We start from the raw sequence: 17,327 nt of genomic DNA on the forward strand, positions 1-17,327 counted from the left end.
GACCGGAAAGCAGGAGCATTCCCGATCAGGCCGCCAGCACCCGAACGCTGTCGCATGCTGTAAAAATTCGTTGTCTCCAGACACGCCAACGCGGGAGCAAGCTCCCGCGCGGCGACATCCTACCAGCCACCGCACAAATGCAGTCAACCGGCCGACCAACAAGCGATTACTTGTTTTCTTTCACTTCTTCGAACTCAGCGTCGACGACGTCGTCAGCCTTGCCTGCCGACTCGCCTTGCTGTGCAGCGCCTTCAGCCGGCTGAGCCTGCTCGGCGTACATCTTCTGGGCCACTGGCGCGGAGACTTTGGACAGCTCTTCGATCTTCGCTTCGATGGCAGCCTTGTCGTCGCCCTTGACGGCGGCTTCCAGGGCAACCACGGCTGCTTCGATCGCAGTCTTCTCTTCGGCAGTCACTTTCTCGCCAGCATCGGCAATCATCTTGCGAGTCGAGTGCACCAGGGCATCACCCTGGTTGCGGGCGCTGGCCAGCTCTTCGAACTTGCGGTCTTCCTCGGCGTTGACTTCAGCATCGCGAACCATCTGCTGAATTTCTTCCTCGGACAGACCGGAGTTGGCCTTGATCACGATCGACTGGGTCTTGCCAGTGGCCTTGTCTTTCGCGCCGACGTGCAGGATGCCGTTGGCGTCGATGTCGAAGGTCACTTCGATTTGCGGCACGCCACGTGGAGCCGGTGGAATCTCGGCCAGGTCGAACTTGCCCAGGGACTTGTTCTGTGCGGCCTGCTTGCGCTCGCCCTGCAGCACGTGAATGGTCACGGCGCTCTGGTTGTCATCGGCAGTCGAGAACACCTGGGATTTCTTGGTAGGAATCGTGGTGTTTTTCTCGATCAGCGCGGTCATCACGCCGCCCATGGTTTCGATACCCAGGGTCAGCGGGCTGACGTCAAGCAGCAGAACGTCTTTCACGTCACCGGCCAGTACGGCGCCCTGAATGGCAGCACCCATGGCAACGGCTTCGTCCGGGTTCACGTCCTTGCGTGGCTCTTTGCCGAAGAAATCGGTCACCAGCTTCTGAACCAGCGGCATACGAGTCTGGCCACCGACCAGGATCACGTCGTTGATCGCGCCAACGTCGATACCGGCGTCCTTCATGGCGATGCGGCAAGGTTCGATGGTGCGTTGAACCAGGTCTTCCACCAGCGCTTCGAGCTTGGCGCGGGAGATCTTCACGTTCAGGTGCTTAGGACCGGTGGCATCTGCAGTGATGTACGGCAGGTTCACGTCGGTCGACTGGCTCGAAGACAACTCGATCTTGGCTTTCTCAGCGGCTTCTTTCAGGCGCTGCATCGCCAGCGGGTCGCCCTTGAGGTTCATGCCGGTTTCTTTCTTGAACTCGTCGACGAGGTAGTCGATCAGGCGGATGTCGAAGTCTTCACCACCGAGGAAGGTGTCGCCGTTGGTGGCCAACACTTCGAACTGGTGCTCGCCATCGACTTCAGCGATCTCGATCACGGAAACGTCGAAGGTACCGCCACCCAGGTCATAAACGATCACGGTGTGATCGCCCTTGGCCTTGTCCATACCGTAGGCCAGAGCCGCAGCGGTCGGTTCGTTGATAATACGTTTTACGTCCAGGCCCGCAATGCGGCCGGCGTCCTTGGTGGCCTGACGCTGGCTGTCGTTGAAGTAGGCAGGAACGGTGATGACCGCTTCGGTCACGGACTCGCCGAGGTAGTCTTCGGCGGTTTTCTTCATTTTCTTCAGGATTTCGGCCGAGATCTGAGGCGGAGCCATCTTCTGGCTGTTCACTTCAACCCAGGCGTCGCCGTTGTCAGCCTTGGCGATCTTGTAAGGCACCATCTTGATGTCTTTCTGAACGACTTCTTCGTCGAACTTGCGACCGATCAGACGCTTCACCGCATACAGGGTGTTATGCGGATTGGTCACTGCCTGACGCTTGGCCGACTGGCCGACCAGGATTTCGCCATCGTTGGCGTACGCAATGATCGACGGCGTGGTGCGCGCGCCTTCAGCGTTTTCAATAACCTTGGCCTTGCCGTTTTCCAGCACGGAGACGCACGAGTTGGTGGTCCCCAGGTCGATACCGATAATCTTGCCCATGTTAACTCTCCCGGAACTTGGATTTTGTTGCCGCAGCAGTGGTGGCTAACTGCGGTAGCACTTAAACGCTTGACTTCTAAATGGGGCCGTTGCGACCGATTTCAAGCCTGCTCGTCAATAGAAGGCGAAACCGGCGCTGGCGTCTTGCTGACCACAACCATGGCCGGGCGCAGCAGGCGGCCGTTGAGCAGGTACCCTTTCTGGAAAACCTTCAGCACACTGTTTGGCTCGACGTCGGCGCTTTCCTGCATCGCCATGGCCTGATGATGCTCGGCGTTGAAGGGTTCGCCATGGGGATCGATGGCTTCGAGCTGATAACGCTTGAGGGTGTCCTGGAACATCTTCAGGGTCAGTTCGATGCCTTCGCGCATCGGACGAATGTTCTCGTCGTCCGGGCTGGACAGCTCCAGGCCGCGCTCCAGGCTATCGATGATCGGCAGCAGGTCGCCGGCAAAACGCTCCAGGGCGAATTTGTGAGCCTTTTCCACATCCTGCTCGGCGCGGCGGCGGACGTTCTGCAGGTCGGCCGCGACACGCAACGCCTGATCCTGCGCACCCGCCAGTTGCTCCTCGAGCACTTGCACACGAGCCGCCAGGCCTTCGCTCGAATCCTGGGAAGCCTGATCGGTGTCTAGATTTTGCGTATCCGGTGTCTGTTCGTCAGCCATAGATTTCTCCTTTCAATTTCGTCCGCGAGCTCGACTCGCGCTTCTGCCCCCGTATATGGGGTCGGGTTTTTCAGCTTCAAGGGCCGCCAAACGAATTAACCCTACAAAAAACACCCGCTTATCTATTGCTCAACGCGCTAAGAATTAGTCCAAACCAATCAAATCGAGCTAAGACCAGGCATTGTCAGCTCAAAACAAAACACTGTATAAATAACCAGACCTGAAACCTGGGAGCGGCCTTATGCTGGTTCACCTGTCCGTACACAATTACGCCATCGTGGAACACCTCGACCTTGAACTCGATCGAGGCATGAGCGTGATCACCGGTGAAACCGGTGCCGGCAAGTCGATCATGCTCGACGCCCTGGGCCTGACGCTGGGCGATCGCGCCGATAGCGGCGTCGTGCGCCCCGGCGCGGACAAGGCCGACATCCTGGCGACCTTCGACCTGGGCGATATTCCCGAAGCCAGCGCCTGGCTGGCCGAGCGCGACCTGGACACCGACGGCCTGTGCATCCTGCGCCGGGTCATCACGGCAGAAGGTCGCTCCCGTGGCTACATCAACGGCACCCCTTGCCCGCTGGGCGATCTCAAGGCCCTTGGCGAATTGCTGATCGACATCCACAGCCAGCATGAACATCAGTCCCTGCTCAAGACCGACACCCACCGCCGCCTGCTCGATGAATACGCCGGCGCAACCGACCTGGCGCGCCAGGTCCAACTGGCCGCTCAGCGCTGGCGCCAGACCCGTCAGGAACTGGACCGGCTCTCCAATTCCGGTGATGAACAACGGGCTCGCCACCAATTGCTGAGCTATCAGCTCGAGGAGCTGGAAAACCTCGCGCTGGGCGAGAACGAACTGGAGGAACTGGAGCAGGAGCACAAGAACCTGACCAACGCCGAAACCCTCCTGGGTATTTGCCGGCAAGTGGTCGAGCAATGCAGCGAGAGCGATTCAGGCAACGTGTTAAGCGCGCTGACCGCAAGCCTGAACCGGCTTACCAGCGTGAACAACTCCGTCGGCTCCCTGAGCGAGGCGACCAATCTGCTGACCAGTGCGCAGATTCAGGTCGAAGAAGCCGTCGGGGAATTGAACCGGTTCATCGATCACTTCGATGCCGACCCGGCACGCCTGCAATACCTGGAAGAACGCCTGGACACTATTTATACGCTGGCCCGCAAACATCGCGTCCAGCCAACCGACGTCATCGAGCTGCAACAACGCCTGCTCGATGAACTGGAAACCCTGAACGCCAACGATGAGTCCATCGAGCGCCTGGGGGACGAACTGGCCTCCTATGCCCGCCATTACCAGGAAAAGGCCAGCGAACTCAGCGCACTACGCCGGCAAGCCGCAACAGGGCTGGCCAGTACCGTGGAGCAGGAAATCCAGCGTCTGGGCATGCCGGGCGGTCGTTTTACCATCGAACTGCGCCCGAACACCGGCGACGAACTGCAGCCCAACGGATTGGAACAGGTCGAGCTGCTGGTCAGTGCCAACCCAGGGCAACCCCTCAAGGCACTGGCAAAAGTCGCGTCCGGTGGCGAGTTGTCGCGGATCAGTCTGGCTATCCAGGTCATTACGGCGCAAACCTCACGGGTGCCGACCCTGGTATTCGACGAAGTGGATGTGGGCATTGGCGGGCCAACGGCAGAAATCGTCGGCCAACTGCTACGCCGACTCGGAGAGCGCGGGCAAGTCCTGACGGTCACGCACCTGCCCCAGGTCGCCGCACAGGGCCACCAGCACCTGTTTGTGCACAAGGTACGAGGCGAGAAAGACACCCGCACGGCAGTATCCAAGCTCGACAAGACAGAACGCGTGGAGGAGGTAGCGCGGATGTTGGGGGGGATCGACCTCACCAAGGAGTCCCTGGCCCATGCGAAGAAAATGGTGGTCGCGGCAAAATCCTGAAGAACTGCGTAAATAAAGAAGGCGACCTCAAGGTCGCCTTCTTTATTTACGCCGCAAGCTTACTTTTTCTTGCGCACATGCAGGACTAGATGGTGATCGATCAGCTCGAAACCATATTCTTCGGCAATTGCTTTTTGCAGCTTTTCGATTTCAGGACTGACGAATTCGATGACTTCACGGGTTTCCACGTTCACCATGTGATCGTGATGTTCCCCGTCCGCCAGTTCAAACACCGCATGACCGCCATCGAAATTATGGCGAGCCACCAGCCCGGCAGCTTCGAATTGAGTCAATACACGGTAAACCGTGGCCAGACCGACATCCTCACCCGCTTCCATAAGGGCCTTGTAGACGTCTTCGGCACTCATGTGCCGCTGCTCTGCGGAATCGAGCATTTGCAGAATCTTGACCCGTGGCAGTGTCACCTTGAGGCCGGCTTTGCGTAGTTCGCTATTTTCAACCATGGTCAGCTTTCTCGCGATGCTGCTTCGCAGCTTCTCTTAATGCGGGTATGATCGGGGTTTACGTTGTCCCAGCCAAGATAGTGGAAGTCGCCCACCGATGCAAAACACCAAGCTCTTGCTAACCAGTTTCACCTTCGTGGGACTGCTCGCACTCGCCGGTTGTTCATTCCCCGGGGTTTACAAAATCGACATCCAGCAGGGCAATGTCGTCACGCAGGACATGATAGACCAGTTACGCCCGGGAATGACCCGTCGGCAAGTACGGTTTATCATGGGCAACCCTTTGCTGACCGACACGTTCCACGCCGATCGCTGGGATTATCTCTACAGCTTGCAGCCAGGTGGCGGCGAGCGCCAACAGGAACGCATCAGCGTTATCTTCAACGCCAATGACCAACTTGTCAGCCTGTCGGGCGATTTCATGCCTGGCGTGAGCCGCGACGAGGCCATCATGGGCAAGGACAGCGGCACCACCGTCACCGATCCGACCAAGAACGCCGAACAGCCGAAACCGGAAAAACCGGCCAAGCCTGGATCGTTGCTGGATCAGATCCAGAAGGACGTGGACAGCGTCGAGACCGTACCTGTCCCGACACCCGAGCCTCTGGATACCTCGCCGCAATAAGCTGCATCCAATAAAAAACCCGGCGCGCCGGGTTTTTTATTGCCTGCGAAACAGGCTTGACGATTACTTGGACTGACGCGCCTGGGCAGCCTTGGCGGCTCGCAGGCGACGGATCTCTTTGGGGTCCGCCAGCAGCGGTCGATAGATTTCAAGCCTATCCCCTGCCTGCACCACTTGGCGCTCCGGATCGGCAACCACTTTGCCGAAAATCCCCACCGGACAAGTCGCCAGGTCCAACCCGGCAACCACCTGCGCAAGGCCGGATACGCCCAGCGCGGCGCGAACCGTCGTGCCTTCCTGCACGGCAACCGCCCGCAGGATGTGCCGTTCAGCGGTGGCATACACCACTTCTATCTCGATCAACGCTTGAGCTCTGCGTTCTGCTTGGCGCGCTGGCAGAACGCGTCGACCAGGGTGTTGGCCGCCTGATTGAACAACGGCCCCAGCGTGGCCCGCACCAGGGGCCCCGCATAGTCGAACGAGAGATCCAGGCTGATCTTGCAGGCCTTCTCACCCAACGGCTTGAACACCCAGATCCCATGAAGCTGATTGAAAGGCCCTTCTTCCAGGTTCATTTCAATGGACTGCCCCGGCACCAGGGTATTGCGCGTGACGAAATGCTGGCTCAGCCCGCCCTTGGCGACATTGAGGCTGGCGCGCATGTGGGTTTCAGAGCTTTCAAGCACCTCGGCCGATGAGCACCAGGGCAGGAACTGTGGGTAGCTCGCCACATCATTGACCAAGTCGTACAGCGCCTGCGCCGGGTAGGGCAACAAGGCCGAGCGTTGAATATGTGTCGTCATGTAAGCGTCACTTCCACAGCTGGGCGGCAAACACTACGAGGATGCCGATGGGGGCCACGTAGCGCATCAGGAACAGGCTCAAGGCGAACAGCATCGGGCTGCGCAGCGACAGCTCGTCGCGCACCGCATCACGCCCCATGATCCACCCTGCAAACACCACGAAACACAAACCGCCCAGTGGCAGCATGATCCGCGATGTGAAGAAATCAATCACGCCGAAGAAGTCCAGCCCTCCGGTTGCTCCCCATTGGTAGAGATGGAACAGCCCGTCTTCGTTCACGAAAAACTTCGCCTGCTTCCATATATTGAAGGAAAACACCGTGCCCAGGCCAACGAACCAACAGGTGAACGCCAGCCAGAATGTCACCCAGGCGCGGCTGATCCGGGTTCGCTCGACCAGGTAAGCCACCATGGGTTCCAGCAGGGAAATCGCCGAACTCCAGGCTGCGATCGCGACCAGGACGAAAAATATCACCCCCATCACTTGGCCGAACGCCATGCTGCCGAAGGCAAAGGGCAAGCTGACAAACATCAACCCCGGCCCCTCGCTGGGGTTCAGGCCTGCCGCGAACACAATCGGAAACAATGCCACGCCCGCCATCAACGACACGAAGGTATCCAGCAGCGCGACACCAAACACCGTCCGGGTGAGGGAGGCATTCTTCGGCATGTAGGCACCGTAGATCATGATCGAGCCAACACCGACGCTCAGGGAGAAAAACGCATGCCCCATGGCCGGCAGCAAGCCGTCCAGAACCTTTTCCGGCTTGAAATCGAACATGAAGTGCAGGCCTTCCATGAAATGCCCGGTGGTCATGCTGTAGCCAAGCAGCACCAGGATCATCACGAACAGCAGCGGCATCATGATTCGCAAGCTGCGCTCAAGCCCCGCGACCACGCCCTTGGCAATCACGACGGCGGACAGCACCATGAAAATCGTATGCCAGAGCGTCAGCCGCCAGGGATCGGAAATCACGTTGCCGAAATAGGCGCCCACCTGATCGGGCTGTACACCCTGGAAGTCACCACGCCCCATGTCGATGATGTAATCCAGCGACCAGCCGCCGACCACGCTATAGAAAGACAGGATCAACAGCGCCGTGATCATCCCGGCGAACGCCCCCCACGACCATTTGGTCGAGTGCCCCGCCTCCACCGCCAACACCTTCAGGGCGTTGGCCGGGCTTTGCCGGGCGCGGCGGCCGATCAGGGTTTCGGCCAACATCACCGGCGCACCGATGAGCGCGATACAGGCCAGAAACATCAGTACGAAGGCTCCGCCACCGTAGACGCCGACCATGTAGGGGAATTTCCAGATGCTACCCAGCCCCACGGCCGAACCGGTGGCAGCAAGTATGAAGACCCAGCGGCTAGCCCAACTGCCGTGGACAGAGACCTTGTCTGTCGACATCGTTATCACGCCCAAGCGTTCAAAAAAGAGGCCGCATTGTCCGGGATTCACTCAAGGTGCTCAAGCACGCTGCATCACCGTAGCCGACACGCACGCAACTGCCTATAATGCCGCCCCTATGGCTAAACAGAAGAAACACCCCACAGGGACCATCGCGCAAAATAAAAAGGCGCGACACGATTACTTCATCGAACAACGTTTCGAGGCCGGCATGGTCCTGGCCGGTTGGGAAGTAAAAAGCCTGCGCGCGGGCAAGGCACAACTGGTCGACAGCTACGTGCTGCTCAAGGACGGCGAGGCCTGGCTACTGGGCAGTCACATCACGCCGCTGACCACCGCCAGCACCCACGTCATTGCCGACCCGGTGCGCACCCGCAAGCTGCTGCTCAATAAGCGCGAGCTGGAAAAGCTTTTCGCCGGCGTCCAGCAGAAGGGCTACACCTGCGTCTGCACGTCACTGTACTGGAGCAAGCACTTGATCAAGTGCGAGATTGCGCTGGGCAAAGGCAAGAAGGAATACGACAAGCGCGATACCGAGCGCGAACGCGATGCCGGTCGCGAGTTGCAGCGTGCCGTGCGCAACAAGGGCAAGGAAGACTAAGCCCCGGAAGATCCATGTGGGAGCGAGCAGGCTCGCCCCCACAGGTTTTCCCACAGGTTTCATGGCTATATTCCCTTGCGCCGCTCCGCCCGCGCCACGCGCTGCACTTCCTGGCGCACTTCCTCCAATACTTCCTGCACATACAGGATGTGTCGGCTGGACACTTCTCTCGCCTGTTCGGCATGCCCATCCATGATCGCCTGGTACAACTCCCGGTGTTGGCTGATCAGCATGTCACGGGTTTCGCTGCGCTGCTTGTACATGCCGCCGATGTTGGTCACCACGTTGCGCTTGAGCAGGTCGAACAGACCACGAATGGTGTGCAACAGCACCGCGTTATGACTGGCCTCGGCGATAGCCAGGTGGAACCGCGCATCCGCCGCGCCCTCCTCCGCCCGACTCACCTCTTCGTGACGGGAATAACAATCCTGCAACGCTTCGAACGCCGCCGTCAGCCGCTCGCGATCCACATCGGTGGCGCGCAATGCCGCGTAATAGGCGCAGGACGCTTCCAGGGTATGACGAAATTCCAGCAAGTCCCGCTGAGCCTCGGGATTGCTTTCCAACAGTTGTAGCAATGGATCACTGAACGTCGAACCCAGTGACTCCACGACATAATTGCCACCACCCTGACGGCTTACGAGCAGCCCCTTGGCTGTCAGTTTCTGGATCGCCTCGCGCAACGAAGGGCGTGACACGCCGAACTGATCGGCCAGGGTGCGCTCGGCCGGCAGCCGTTCGCCGGCCTTCAGCGTGCCTTCGAGGATCATGCCTTCCAGCCGCTCGACAATATCGTCAGACAAACGGCGCTGACGAATCTGATCAAACCCCATCACTCGACTCTCCACCATCCCGACGGCTCGTCGGGCTCTCTATTCTGGCCTATCCGGCCCCTGACCACACCCCTCAAAAGCCATGGGTATGACCGGAGCAGATGCGATCTGCACCGCTTATTCGACGAAAGTTTTGCGGGCGGCAAATTGACACACCACAACCAAGGCTTTTACCCTAGCCAACAGCGCTTGTAAATTGGTCTTACCAATTACCCAAATCCGCTGACCAGTGCCTGACCAACAACAATTAGGGGCCCACCCACATGCAAACCTGGCAACAGCTTTACAGCCCGCTCGGCAGTCTCGGCTTGTCCGCTCTCGTGGCCGTTATTCCCATCGTTTTCTTCTTCCTGGCCCTGGCGGTGTTTCGCCTCAAAGGACATGTGGCCGGCAGCATCACCCTGGCCCTGGCGATCGCCGTGGCAATCTTCGGCTTCAACATGCCTGCCGACATGGCCTTTGCTGCCGCTGGCTACGGCTTCGCCTATGGCTTGTGGCCTATCGCCTGGATCATCGTCGCCGCTGTGTTCCTCTACAAACTGACGGTCAAGAGCGGCCAGTTCGAAGTGATCCGCAGCTCGGTTCTGTCCATTACCGATGACCAACGCCTGCAAGTGCTGCTGATCGGCTTCTGCTTCGGCGCATTCCTGGAAGGCGCCGCCGGCTTCGGAGCGCCGGTGGCGATCACGGCCGCCTTGCTGGTCGGCCTGGGCTTCAACCCGTTGTATGCCGCCGGCCTGTGCTTGATCGCCAACACCGCCCCGGTCGCGTTCGGCGCCCTGGGCATCCCGATCATCGTAGCCGGCCAGGTCACCGGGATCGACGCGTTCAAGATTGGCGCCATGACCGGCCGCCAACTGCCGCTGCTGTCGCTGTTCGTGCCGTTCTGGCTGGTGTTCATGATGGACGGCCTGCGCGGCGTACGGGAAACCTGGCCGGCGGCGCTGGTGGCGGGCCTGAGCTTCGCCATTACCCAGTACTTCACCTCCAACTTCATTGGCCCGGAACTGCCGGACATCACCTCGGCCCTGGCCAGCCTGATTTCCCTGACCCTGTTCCTGAAAGTCTGGCAACCCAAGCGCACCGCCGGCGCCCAGATTGCCGGCACGACTTCCAGCGCGACGGTCACCGCCAGCGCCGGCGGTTTCGGCCAGCCACGCAGCACCCTGGCTTCGCCCTACAGCCTGGGTGAAATCATCAAGGCCTGGTCGCCCTTCCTGATCCTCACCGTGCTGGTCACGATCTGGACCCTGAAACCGTTCAAGGCGATGTTCGCCGCGGGCGGTTCGATGTATGGCTGGGTCTTCAACTTCGCCATCCCGCACCTGGACCAGATGGTGATCAAGGTTGCGCCCATCGTGGTCAACCCCACTGCCATCCCGGCCGTGTACAAGCTTGACCCGATTTCCGCCACGGGCACGGCGATTTTCTTCTCTGCGCTGATTTCGATGCTGGTGCTGAAAATCAACCTCAAGACTGGTCTTACCACTTTCAAAGAGACCTTTTTCGAGCTGCGTTGGCCGATCCTGTCCATCGGCATGGTGCTGGCGTTCGCCTTCGTCACCAACTACTCGGGCATGTCCTCAACCATGGCTCTGGTGCTGGCCGGCACTGGCGCTGCGTTCCCGTTCTTCTCGCCATTCCTGGGCTGGCTGGGGGTGTTCCTGACCGGTTCCGACACCTCGTCCAACGCCCTGTTCAGCTCGCTGCAAGCCACCACCGCGCACCAGATCGGCGTCAATGACACCCTGCTCGTCGCCGCGAATACCAGCGGCGGCGTGACCGGCAAGATGATTTCGCCTCAGTCGATCGCCGTGGCCTGCGCCGCGACCGGGCTGGTGGGCAAGGAATCGGATCTGTTCCGTTTCACCCTGAAACACAGCCTATTCTTTGCAACGATCGTCGGTTTGATCACGCTGGCCCAGGCCTACTGGTTCACCGGCATGCTGGTGCACTGAGTCCTACAGGAAACACCGAAAGAACCGACGCCGATTTCCGAATCGGCGTCCGCTATCGATAACCGGGTCTGCAAGGCTACTGAAAGATTGGCTCTCTATATTCAGCAGCCTCAGCGGACGGATAACCGGGACCACCCGGAGACACGCCTGATGAGCGAGCTTTTTTACAACGCCGTGCCGAACGCGACCCGTGTCGCCCCGCCATTGCCCGAACCCCGGCAGTACCCCAGCGAGAAGCCGCAACGGGTCTACCTGTTCGGCACCTGCGTGGTGGACCTGTTCTACCCCGAAGCCGGGATGGACGCGATTCATCTGCTGGAGCGCGAAGGGATCCGGGTGGAGTATCCGCAAGGACAAACCTGTTGCGGGCAGCCGGCGTACACGTCCGGCTACACCGAGCAGGCGCGGACGGTGGCGCGGGCGCAGTTGGCCTTGTTCGCGCAAGACTACCCGGTGGTGGTGCCCTCGGGCTCCTGCGCCGGCATGATCCGCGAGCATTACGCCGACTTGTTCAAGGACGAGCCCGAGACACTCAAGCAGATCCAGGCCCTGGCGGCACGGACCTATGAGCTGGCCGAGTTCCTGCTGTTTGTCTGCAAGGTGCAGCTTGAGGACAGCGGTGAGCCGGTGAAAATCGCGCTGCATACGTCCTGTTCGGCACGACGGGAAATGAACACCCACCTGCATGGCCGCGCCCTGTTGGCGCAGCTGAGTAACGTGGAACGGGTCGAGCACAGCCACGAAAGCGAATGTTGTGGTTTCGGTGGGACATTCAGCGTGCGCATGCCGGATATTTCCGGCGCGATGGTGGCCGACAAGACCCGGGCGTTGAAGGAATCCGGCGCGCATCAGGTCGTCAGTGCCGACTGCGGTTGCCTGATGAACATCAACGGCGCGTTGGAAAAACAGCAGGAGGCGCTGCGCGGGCAACACCTGGCGAGCTTCCTCTGGCAGCGTACCGGAGGTGCCGCATGAGCACGCCGAGGCTGATTCCGGCAGTAGAGGTACAAGAGGATTTTCGCGCCCGAGCCCACAAGGCTTTGGACGACACGCAACTGCGAAACAACTTTCGCAGTGCGATGGATTCACTGATGACCAAGCGGGCGACGTCCTTCAGCGACGCCCACGAAAGAGAACACCTGCGGGTGCTGGGCAATGCCGTCCGCGCCCGTGCGTTATCCAAGCTGCCCGACCTGCTCGAGCAGCTTGAAAGCAACCTGACCCGCAACGGTGTGAAAGTACACTGGGCGGAAACGGTGGACGAAGCCAATGGCATCGTCCTTTCGATCATCCGCGCTCACGAGGCGCGGCAAGTGATCAAGGGCAAATCGATGGTCAGCGAAGAGATGGAAATGAACCATGTCCTCGCGGCTCAAGGCATTGAATGCCTGGAATCGGACATGGGCGAGTTCATCGTCCAGCTCGATCACGAGAAGCCTTCACACATCATTATGCCGGCGATCCACAAGAACGCCGGTCAGGTCGCGTCCTTGTTCCACGACAAACTCGGCGTGGAGTACACCAAGGACGTCGACCAACTCATTCAGATCGGTCGCAGGGTATTGCGGCAGAAATTCTTCGAGGCCGACATCGGCGTCTCGGGCGTCAACTTCGCCGTCGCCGAAACCGGCACGCTGCTGCTCGTGGAAAACGAAGGCAATGGCCGTATGTCCACCACCGTGCCCCCCGTGCACATCGCCGTGACCGGCATCGAAAAAGTGGTGGAGAACCTGCGCGATGTGGTGCCGCTGCTCTCACTGCTGACCCGTTCGGCTCTCGGCCAGCCGATCACCACCTACGTCAACATGATCTCCGGCCCGCGCAAGGCCGACGAGCTGGACGGCCCCCAGGAAGTGCACCTGGTGTTGCTGGACAACGGCCGCAGTCAGGCATTTGCCGACAGCGAACTGCGTCAGACCCTGAACTGCATCCGCTGCGGCGCTTGTATGAATCATTGCCCGGTCTATACCCGAATCGGTGGCCATGCCTACGGCGAGGTTTACCCGGGGCCTATCGGAAAAATCATCACACCGCACATGGTCGGCCTCGCCAAAGTACCGGATCACCCGAGCGCCTCTTCGCTGTGCGGCGCCTGCGGTGAAGTGTGCCCGGTGAAGATTCCGATCCCGGCCTTGCTGCGCCGGCTGCGGGAAGAAAACGTCAAGGCGCCGGACAGCCCCCATCAAGTGATGCGCGGCCAGGGCAGCAAGTATTCGCCCAAGGAACGCTTCATCTGGAATGCCTGGGCACGGCTCAACAGCTCGCCGCGGCTGTACCGGCTGTTCGGCTTCCTCGCCACGCGCCTGCGCGCCCTCACACCCCGTAACGTGGGCCCGTGGACGCAAAACCACAGCGCCCCCAAACCCGCCGCCCGCTCATTGCATGACCTGGCCCGCGAACACCTGAACCAGCAGGGAGGCCACCGATGAGCGCCAAGGAAAACATCCTCGCCAAGCTGCGCAAAAGCCTGACAGGCACCACGCCCGTTGCCGACAACTACAACGTCGAGCTGGTGACGCAAACCTATCGCTACGCGCCCGAAGAGCGCATCGCGCAACTGCGCAAGCTGATGGAGGCGGTGCACACCGAAATCCACCTGACGTCCGGCGAAGACTGGCCGGCGCTGCTGGCGCAGTTGCTGCGCGACCGACAATTGCCGAGCCTGCTCATCGCACCGACCACGCCGCACGGGAAAAGAATCACACAGTTCTGGGCGAACAATCCGGACCTGCCGACGCTCAAGGCCTACGACCGCCCGGTAGAAGAATGGAAAGCCGAACTGTTCAACGACACCCCCGCCAGCCTGACCGGAACCCTCGGCGCCATCGCCGCCACCGGTAGCCTGATTCTCTGGCCGACGCGGGAAGAACCGCGGCTGATGAGCCTGGTGCCGCCGGTGCATTTCGCCCTGCTCAAGGCCAGCGAGATCCGCGACAACTTCTATGAAGTGCAACAGGAATTCGAATGGGCCCAAGGCATGCCGACCAACGCCCTGCTGGTCTCGGGCCCGTCGAAAACAGCGGACATCGAACAGGTCCTGGCCTATGGCGCACACGGACCGAAAGATCTGGTGGTACTGATTCTGGAGGACCAATGACGCTTCCGGTCCCTTTCCTGCGTGACGTACGCCAACTGATCCCACAGAAACGACTGTTCGACGATCCCCTGTCGACCCTGGCCTTCGGCACCGACGCCAGTTTCTATCGGCTGACTCCGAAACTGGTGGTCCGGGTCGAGAGCGAAGACGAAGTGGTGGCGCTGCTGCAACTGGCCCAACGCGACCGGGTGCCCGTCACCTTCCGCGCCGCCGGCACCAGCCTTTCGGGGCAGGCCATCAGCGACTCAGTGCTGATTGTGCTGGGAGACAACTGGAACGGTCGGCAGATTCGCGAACAAGGCGCGCAGATTCGCCTGCAACCCGGCGTCATCGGCGCCCAGGCCAATGCCTGGCTGGCACCGTTCGGACGAAAGATCGGCCCCGATCCCGCCTCGATCAACGCGTGCAAAATCGGAGGCATCGTCGCCAACAACGCCAGCGGCATGTGCTGCGGCACGGCGCAGAACACTTATCACACCCTGGCCGGTATCCGGCTGGTATTGGCCGATGGCACCCGCCTCGACACCGAAGACGACGCCAGCGTGGCCGCCTTCCGCGCCAGCCACGGCGAACTGCTCGAACGTCTGGCAACCCTCGGTCGCGAGACCCGCGCCAATACGGAACTGGCCGCCCGAATCCGCCACAAATACCGTCTGAAAAATACCACCGGCCTGTCACTCAATGCCCTGGTAGATTTCGACGACCCTGTGGATATCTTGAGCCACCTGCTGGTGGGCTCCGAAGGCACCCTCGGCTTCATCAGTGCCGTGACCTACAACACGGTGGTCGACCATCCGAACAAGGCCTCGGCACTGATCGTGTTTCCGGACGTGGAAACTTGCTGCAATGCAGTCACCGTGCTGAAAAGCCAGCCGGTATCGGCCGTGGAACTGCTCGACCGGCGCAGCCTGCGTTCGGTGCAGGACAAACCCGGTATGCCGGATTTCGTACGGCATCTGTCGATCAATGCCTGCGCCCTGCTGATCGAATCCCGCGCCGCGTCCTCCTCTCTCCTACAAGAACAACTGGCCCTGATCACGGCCTCCCTGGCCGGTTTCCCGGTGGAAAAGCAGGTCGACTTCACTGAAGACCCCAAGGAAAACGCCCGACTCTGGGCCATCCGCAAAGACACCTTTCCAGCGGTGGGCGCTGTCCGCAAGACCGGCACCACGGTCATCATCGAAGACGTGACCTTCCCCGTGGAACAACTGGCCATCGGCGTGAACCGCCTGATCGAATTGTTCGACAAACATCACTACGACGAAGCGATCCTTTTCGGACACGCACTGGAAGGCAATCTGCACTTCGTCTTCACCCAAGGCTTCAACAGCGCCGAAGAAGTCGCACGCTACCAGGCGTTCATGGACGACGTGGCGCAGTTGGTCGCGGTGGAGTTCGGCGGCTCACTGAAGGCCGAGCACGGCACCGGACGCAACATGGCGCCGTTCGTCGAGCTGGAATGGGGCAGCGATGCCTATCAGCTGATGTGGCAACTCAAGCGCCTGCTCGACCCCAACGGCATCCTCAACCCGGACGTGGTGCTCAGCGAAGACCCGCAGATCCATCTCAAACACCTTAAACCGTTGCCGGCCGCCGATGAGATCGTCGACAAATGCATCGAGTGCGGGTTCTGCGAACCGGTGTGCCCGTCCAAGGATCTGACGCTAAGCCCGCGCCAGCGCATCGTGATCTGGCGCGACATCCAGGCGAAAAAACGCACGGGCGTCGACACGGCGGAACTTGAAACGGCGTATCAGTACCAGGGCATCGACACCTGCGCCGCCACCGGACTGTGTGCGCAACGCTGCCCGGTAGGCATCAACACCGGCGAGCTGGTGAAAAAACTCCGCGGCCGTACCGCAACACGTAAGAAAACCGCCGATTGGCTTGCGGGCAACTTCGCCACTGCGTTGCAAGGCGCACGCTTCACCCTGCACGTCGCCAACGGTGCGCGCATGCTGCTCGGAGCGCCACGGCTGGCTCGCTTGTCCACCGGGCTGAACCGCCTCTCCAAGGGCCAGGTGCCACAATGGACCCACGCCATGCCGCAACCGGAACGTGCCATCCGCTTCAGCCCTGCCGTGGCGGACGAGCGTCCGAGAGTGGTGTACCTGGCGGCCTGTGTGTCGCGAGTCATGGGCCCGGCCGCCGGGGACGCGGAACAGGCCTCGCTGCATGAAAAAACCCAGCGGCTGCTGGAAAAGGCCGGTTATCAGGTGGTCTTTCCAGACAACCTGGACAACCTCTGCTGCGGCCAGCCTTTCGCCTCCAAAGGCTATGCCGAACAAGCCGAAGACAAACGCCAGGAACTGATCGGCGCGTTGCTGCATGCCAGCCGCGGCGGGCTCGATCCGATCTACTGCGACACCAGCCCCTGCACCTTGCGGCTGGTCCAGGACCTCGACGACGCACGACTGGACGTGTACGACCCGGTGCGCTTCATCCGCACCCACCTGATGGACCGCCTCGACTTCACGCCCCAGGAAGCGCCTATCGCCGTGCACGTCACTTGCAGCACCCAGCACCTGGGCGAAAGTCAGGCGTTGATTGATCTGGCACGCAAATGCAGCAAGAACGTGATCATCCCGGAAGGCATTCACTGCTGCGGTTTCGCCGGAGACAAAGGCTTCACCACCCCGGAACTGAACGCCCATTCGCTGCGCACCCTCAAGGATGCGGTGCAGCATTGCAGCGAAGGAATATCCACCAGCCGTACCTGTGAGATCGGCCTGACGCAACACGGCGCCATCGACTACCACGGACTGGTCTACCTGGTGGATCGGGTGACCCAGGCCAGGGCGAGGTAAAGAAAAATAGAACCCTGACGAACGCCAGCAGTCCACTGTTCAAGTCCCGCAAACGCGGGACC

15 protein-coding genes are annotated in these 17,327 nt (G+C 60.5%); 8 read left to right on the forward strand and 7 right to left on the reverse strand.

Features of this window, described 5'->3' with window-relative positions; all coding sequences use genetic code 11:
* Positions 1 to 166 precede the first annotated feature (166 nt).
* Together dnaK and grpE are read right to left on the reverse strand one after the other, a co-directional pair.
* Positions 167 to 2,083: a molecular chaperone DnaK gene (dnaK, locus tag EGM97_RS02135; protein ID WP_053152113.1), complete on the reverse strand. Its 1,917-nt coding sequence runs from the start codon at positions 2,081 to 2,083 to the stop codon at positions 167 to 169.
* Positions 2,084 to 2,184: 101 nt separating this feature from the next.
* Positions 2,185 to 2,751: a nucleotide exchange factor GrpE gene (gene grpE / locus EGM97_RS02140; protein WP_238964803.1), complete on the reverse strand. Its 567-nt coding sequence runs from the start codon at positions 2,749 to 2,751 to the stop codon at positions 2,185 to 2,187.
* A 241-nt stretch (positions 2,752 to 2,992) separates the two neighbouring features.
* Here grpE and recN point away from each other — a divergent pair, with 241 nt between their 5' ends.
* Positions 2,993 to 4,666, forward strand: coding sequence for a DNA repair protein RecN (gene recN, locus EGM97_RS02145; protein ID WP_238964802.1), 1,674 nt, complete (start codon positions 2,993 to 2,995; stop codon positions 4,664 to 4,666).
* A gap of 59 nt (positions 4,667 to 4,725) precedes the next feature.
* Here the strand turns inward: recN and fur are convergent, their stop codons facing one another.
* Positions 4,726 to 5,130: a ferric iron uptake transcriptional regulator gene (gene fur, locus EGM97_RS02150; RefSeq protein ID WP_042730876.1), complete on the reverse strand. Its 405-nt coding sequence runs from the start codon at positions 5,128 to 5,130 to the stop codon at positions 4,726 to 4,728.
* A 97-nt stretch (positions 5,131 to 5,227) separates the two neighbouring features.
* Here fur and EGM97_RS02155 point away from each other — a divergent pair, with 97 nt between their 5' ends.
* The gene (locus tag EGM97_RS02155; protein ID WP_238964801.1) at positions 5,228 to 5,755 is read left to right on the forward strand and encodes an outer membrane protein assembly factor BamE; all 528 of its coding nucleotides are present in this window, start codon (positions 5,228 to 5,230) and stop codon (positions 5,753 to 5,755) included.
* 63 nt (positions 5,756 to 5,818) lie between these two features.
* Here EGM97_RS02155 and EGM97_RS02160 read toward each other — a convergent pair whose 3' ends face one another.
* The 3 genes from EGM97_RS02160 to EGM97_RS02170 are packed head-to-tail and all read right to left on the reverse strand — an operon-like array spanning position 5,819 to position 7,969.
* Positions 5,819 to 6,118 (reverse strand): RnfH family protein, encoded by a 300-nt coding sequence (locus EGM97_RS02160; RefSeq protein WP_238964800.1) that lies wholly within the window; start codon positions 6,116 to 6,118, stop codon positions 5,819 to 5,821.
* On the reverse strand, positions 6,115 to 6,558 hold the full coding sequence (locus EGM97_RS02165) for a type II toxin-antitoxin system RatA family toxin (RefSeq protein ID WP_041025009.1): 444 nt from the start codon (positions 6,556 to 6,558) through the stop codon (positions 6,115 to 6,117). The genes EGM97_RS02160 and EGM97_RS02165 overlap by 4 nt, the downstream gene beginning before the upstream one ends.
* Positions 6,559 to 6,565: 7 nt before the next feature.
* Entirely contained in the window at positions 6,566 to 7,969 is a 1,404-nt protein-coding gene (locus EGM97_RS02170) for a sodium-dependent transporter (protein WP_238964799.1), read from the reverse strand.
* 118 nt (positions 7,970 to 8,087) lie between these two features.
* Between EGM97_RS02170 and smpB the strand changes: the two genes are divergently transcribed.
* Positions 8,088 to 8,570: an SsrA-binding protein SmpB gene (gene smpB / locus EGM97_RS02175; RefSeq protein ID WP_053152101.1), complete on the forward strand. Its 483-nt coding sequence runs from the start codon at positions 8,088 to 8,090 to the stop codon at positions 8,568 to 8,570.
* 65 nt (positions 8,571 to 8,635) lie between these two features.
* Here the strand turns inward: smpB and EGM97_RS02180 are convergent, their stop codons facing one another.
* A complete protein-coding gene (locus EGM97_RS02180; protein WP_238964798.1) occupies positions 8,636 to 9,403 on the reverse strand; it encodes an FCD domain-containing protein in 768 nt (255 codons plus the stop codon).
* A 263-nt stretch (positions 9,404 to 9,666) separates the two neighbouring features.
* On the opposite strand from EGM97_RS02180, the gene EGM97_RS02185 reads away from it, so the two are divergent.
* From EGM97_RS02185 to EGM97_RS02205, 5 genes are all read left to right on the forward strand, one after another.
* Positions 9,667 to 11,361: a lactate permease LctP family transporter gene (locus EGM97_RS02185; protein ID WP_238964797.1), complete on the forward strand. Its 1,695-nt coding sequence runs from the start codon at positions 9,667 to 9,669 to the stop codon at positions 11,359 to 11,361.
* A 150-nt stretch (positions 11,362 to 11,511) separates the two neighbouring features.
* Positions 11,512 to 12,336, forward strand: coding sequence for a (Fe-S)-binding protein (locus tag EGM97_RS02190; RefSeq protein ID WP_238964796.1), 825 nt, complete (start codon positions 11,512 to 11,514; stop codon positions 12,334 to 12,336).
* On the forward strand, positions 12,333 to 13,790 hold the full coding sequence (locus EGM97_RS02195; protein ID WP_238964795.1) for a LutB/LldF family L-lactate oxidation iron-sulfur protein: 1,458 nt from the start codon (positions 12,333 to 12,335) through the stop codon (positions 13,788 to 13,790). The genes EGM97_RS02190 and EGM97_RS02195 overlap by 4 nt, the downstream gene beginning before the upstream one ends.
* Entirely contained in the window at positions 13,787 to 14,458 is a 672-nt protein-coding gene (locus EGM97_RS02200; protein WP_238964794.1) for a LutC/YkgG family protein, read from the forward strand. The genes EGM97_RS02195 and EGM97_RS02200 overlap by 4 nt, the downstream gene beginning before the upstream one ends.
* Complete coding sequence (locus tag EGM97_RS02205) at positions 14,455 to 17,265, forward strand: FAD-binding and (Fe-S)-binding domain-containing protein (protein ID WP_238964793.1); 2,811 nt, start codon at positions 14,455 to 14,457, stop codon at positions 17,263 to 17,265. Before EGM97_RS02200 ends, EGM97_RS02205 begins: the two co-directional genes overlap by 4 nt.
* The last annotated feature ends 62 nt before the right edge of the window (positions 17,266 to 17,327 follow it).

It is taken from the genome of Pseudomonas sp. AF32, assembly GCF_022342325.2.
Lineage (GTDB): Bacteria > Pseudomonadota > Gammaproteobacteria > Pseudomonadales > Pseudomonadaceae > Aquipseudomonas > Aquipseudomonas uvaldensis.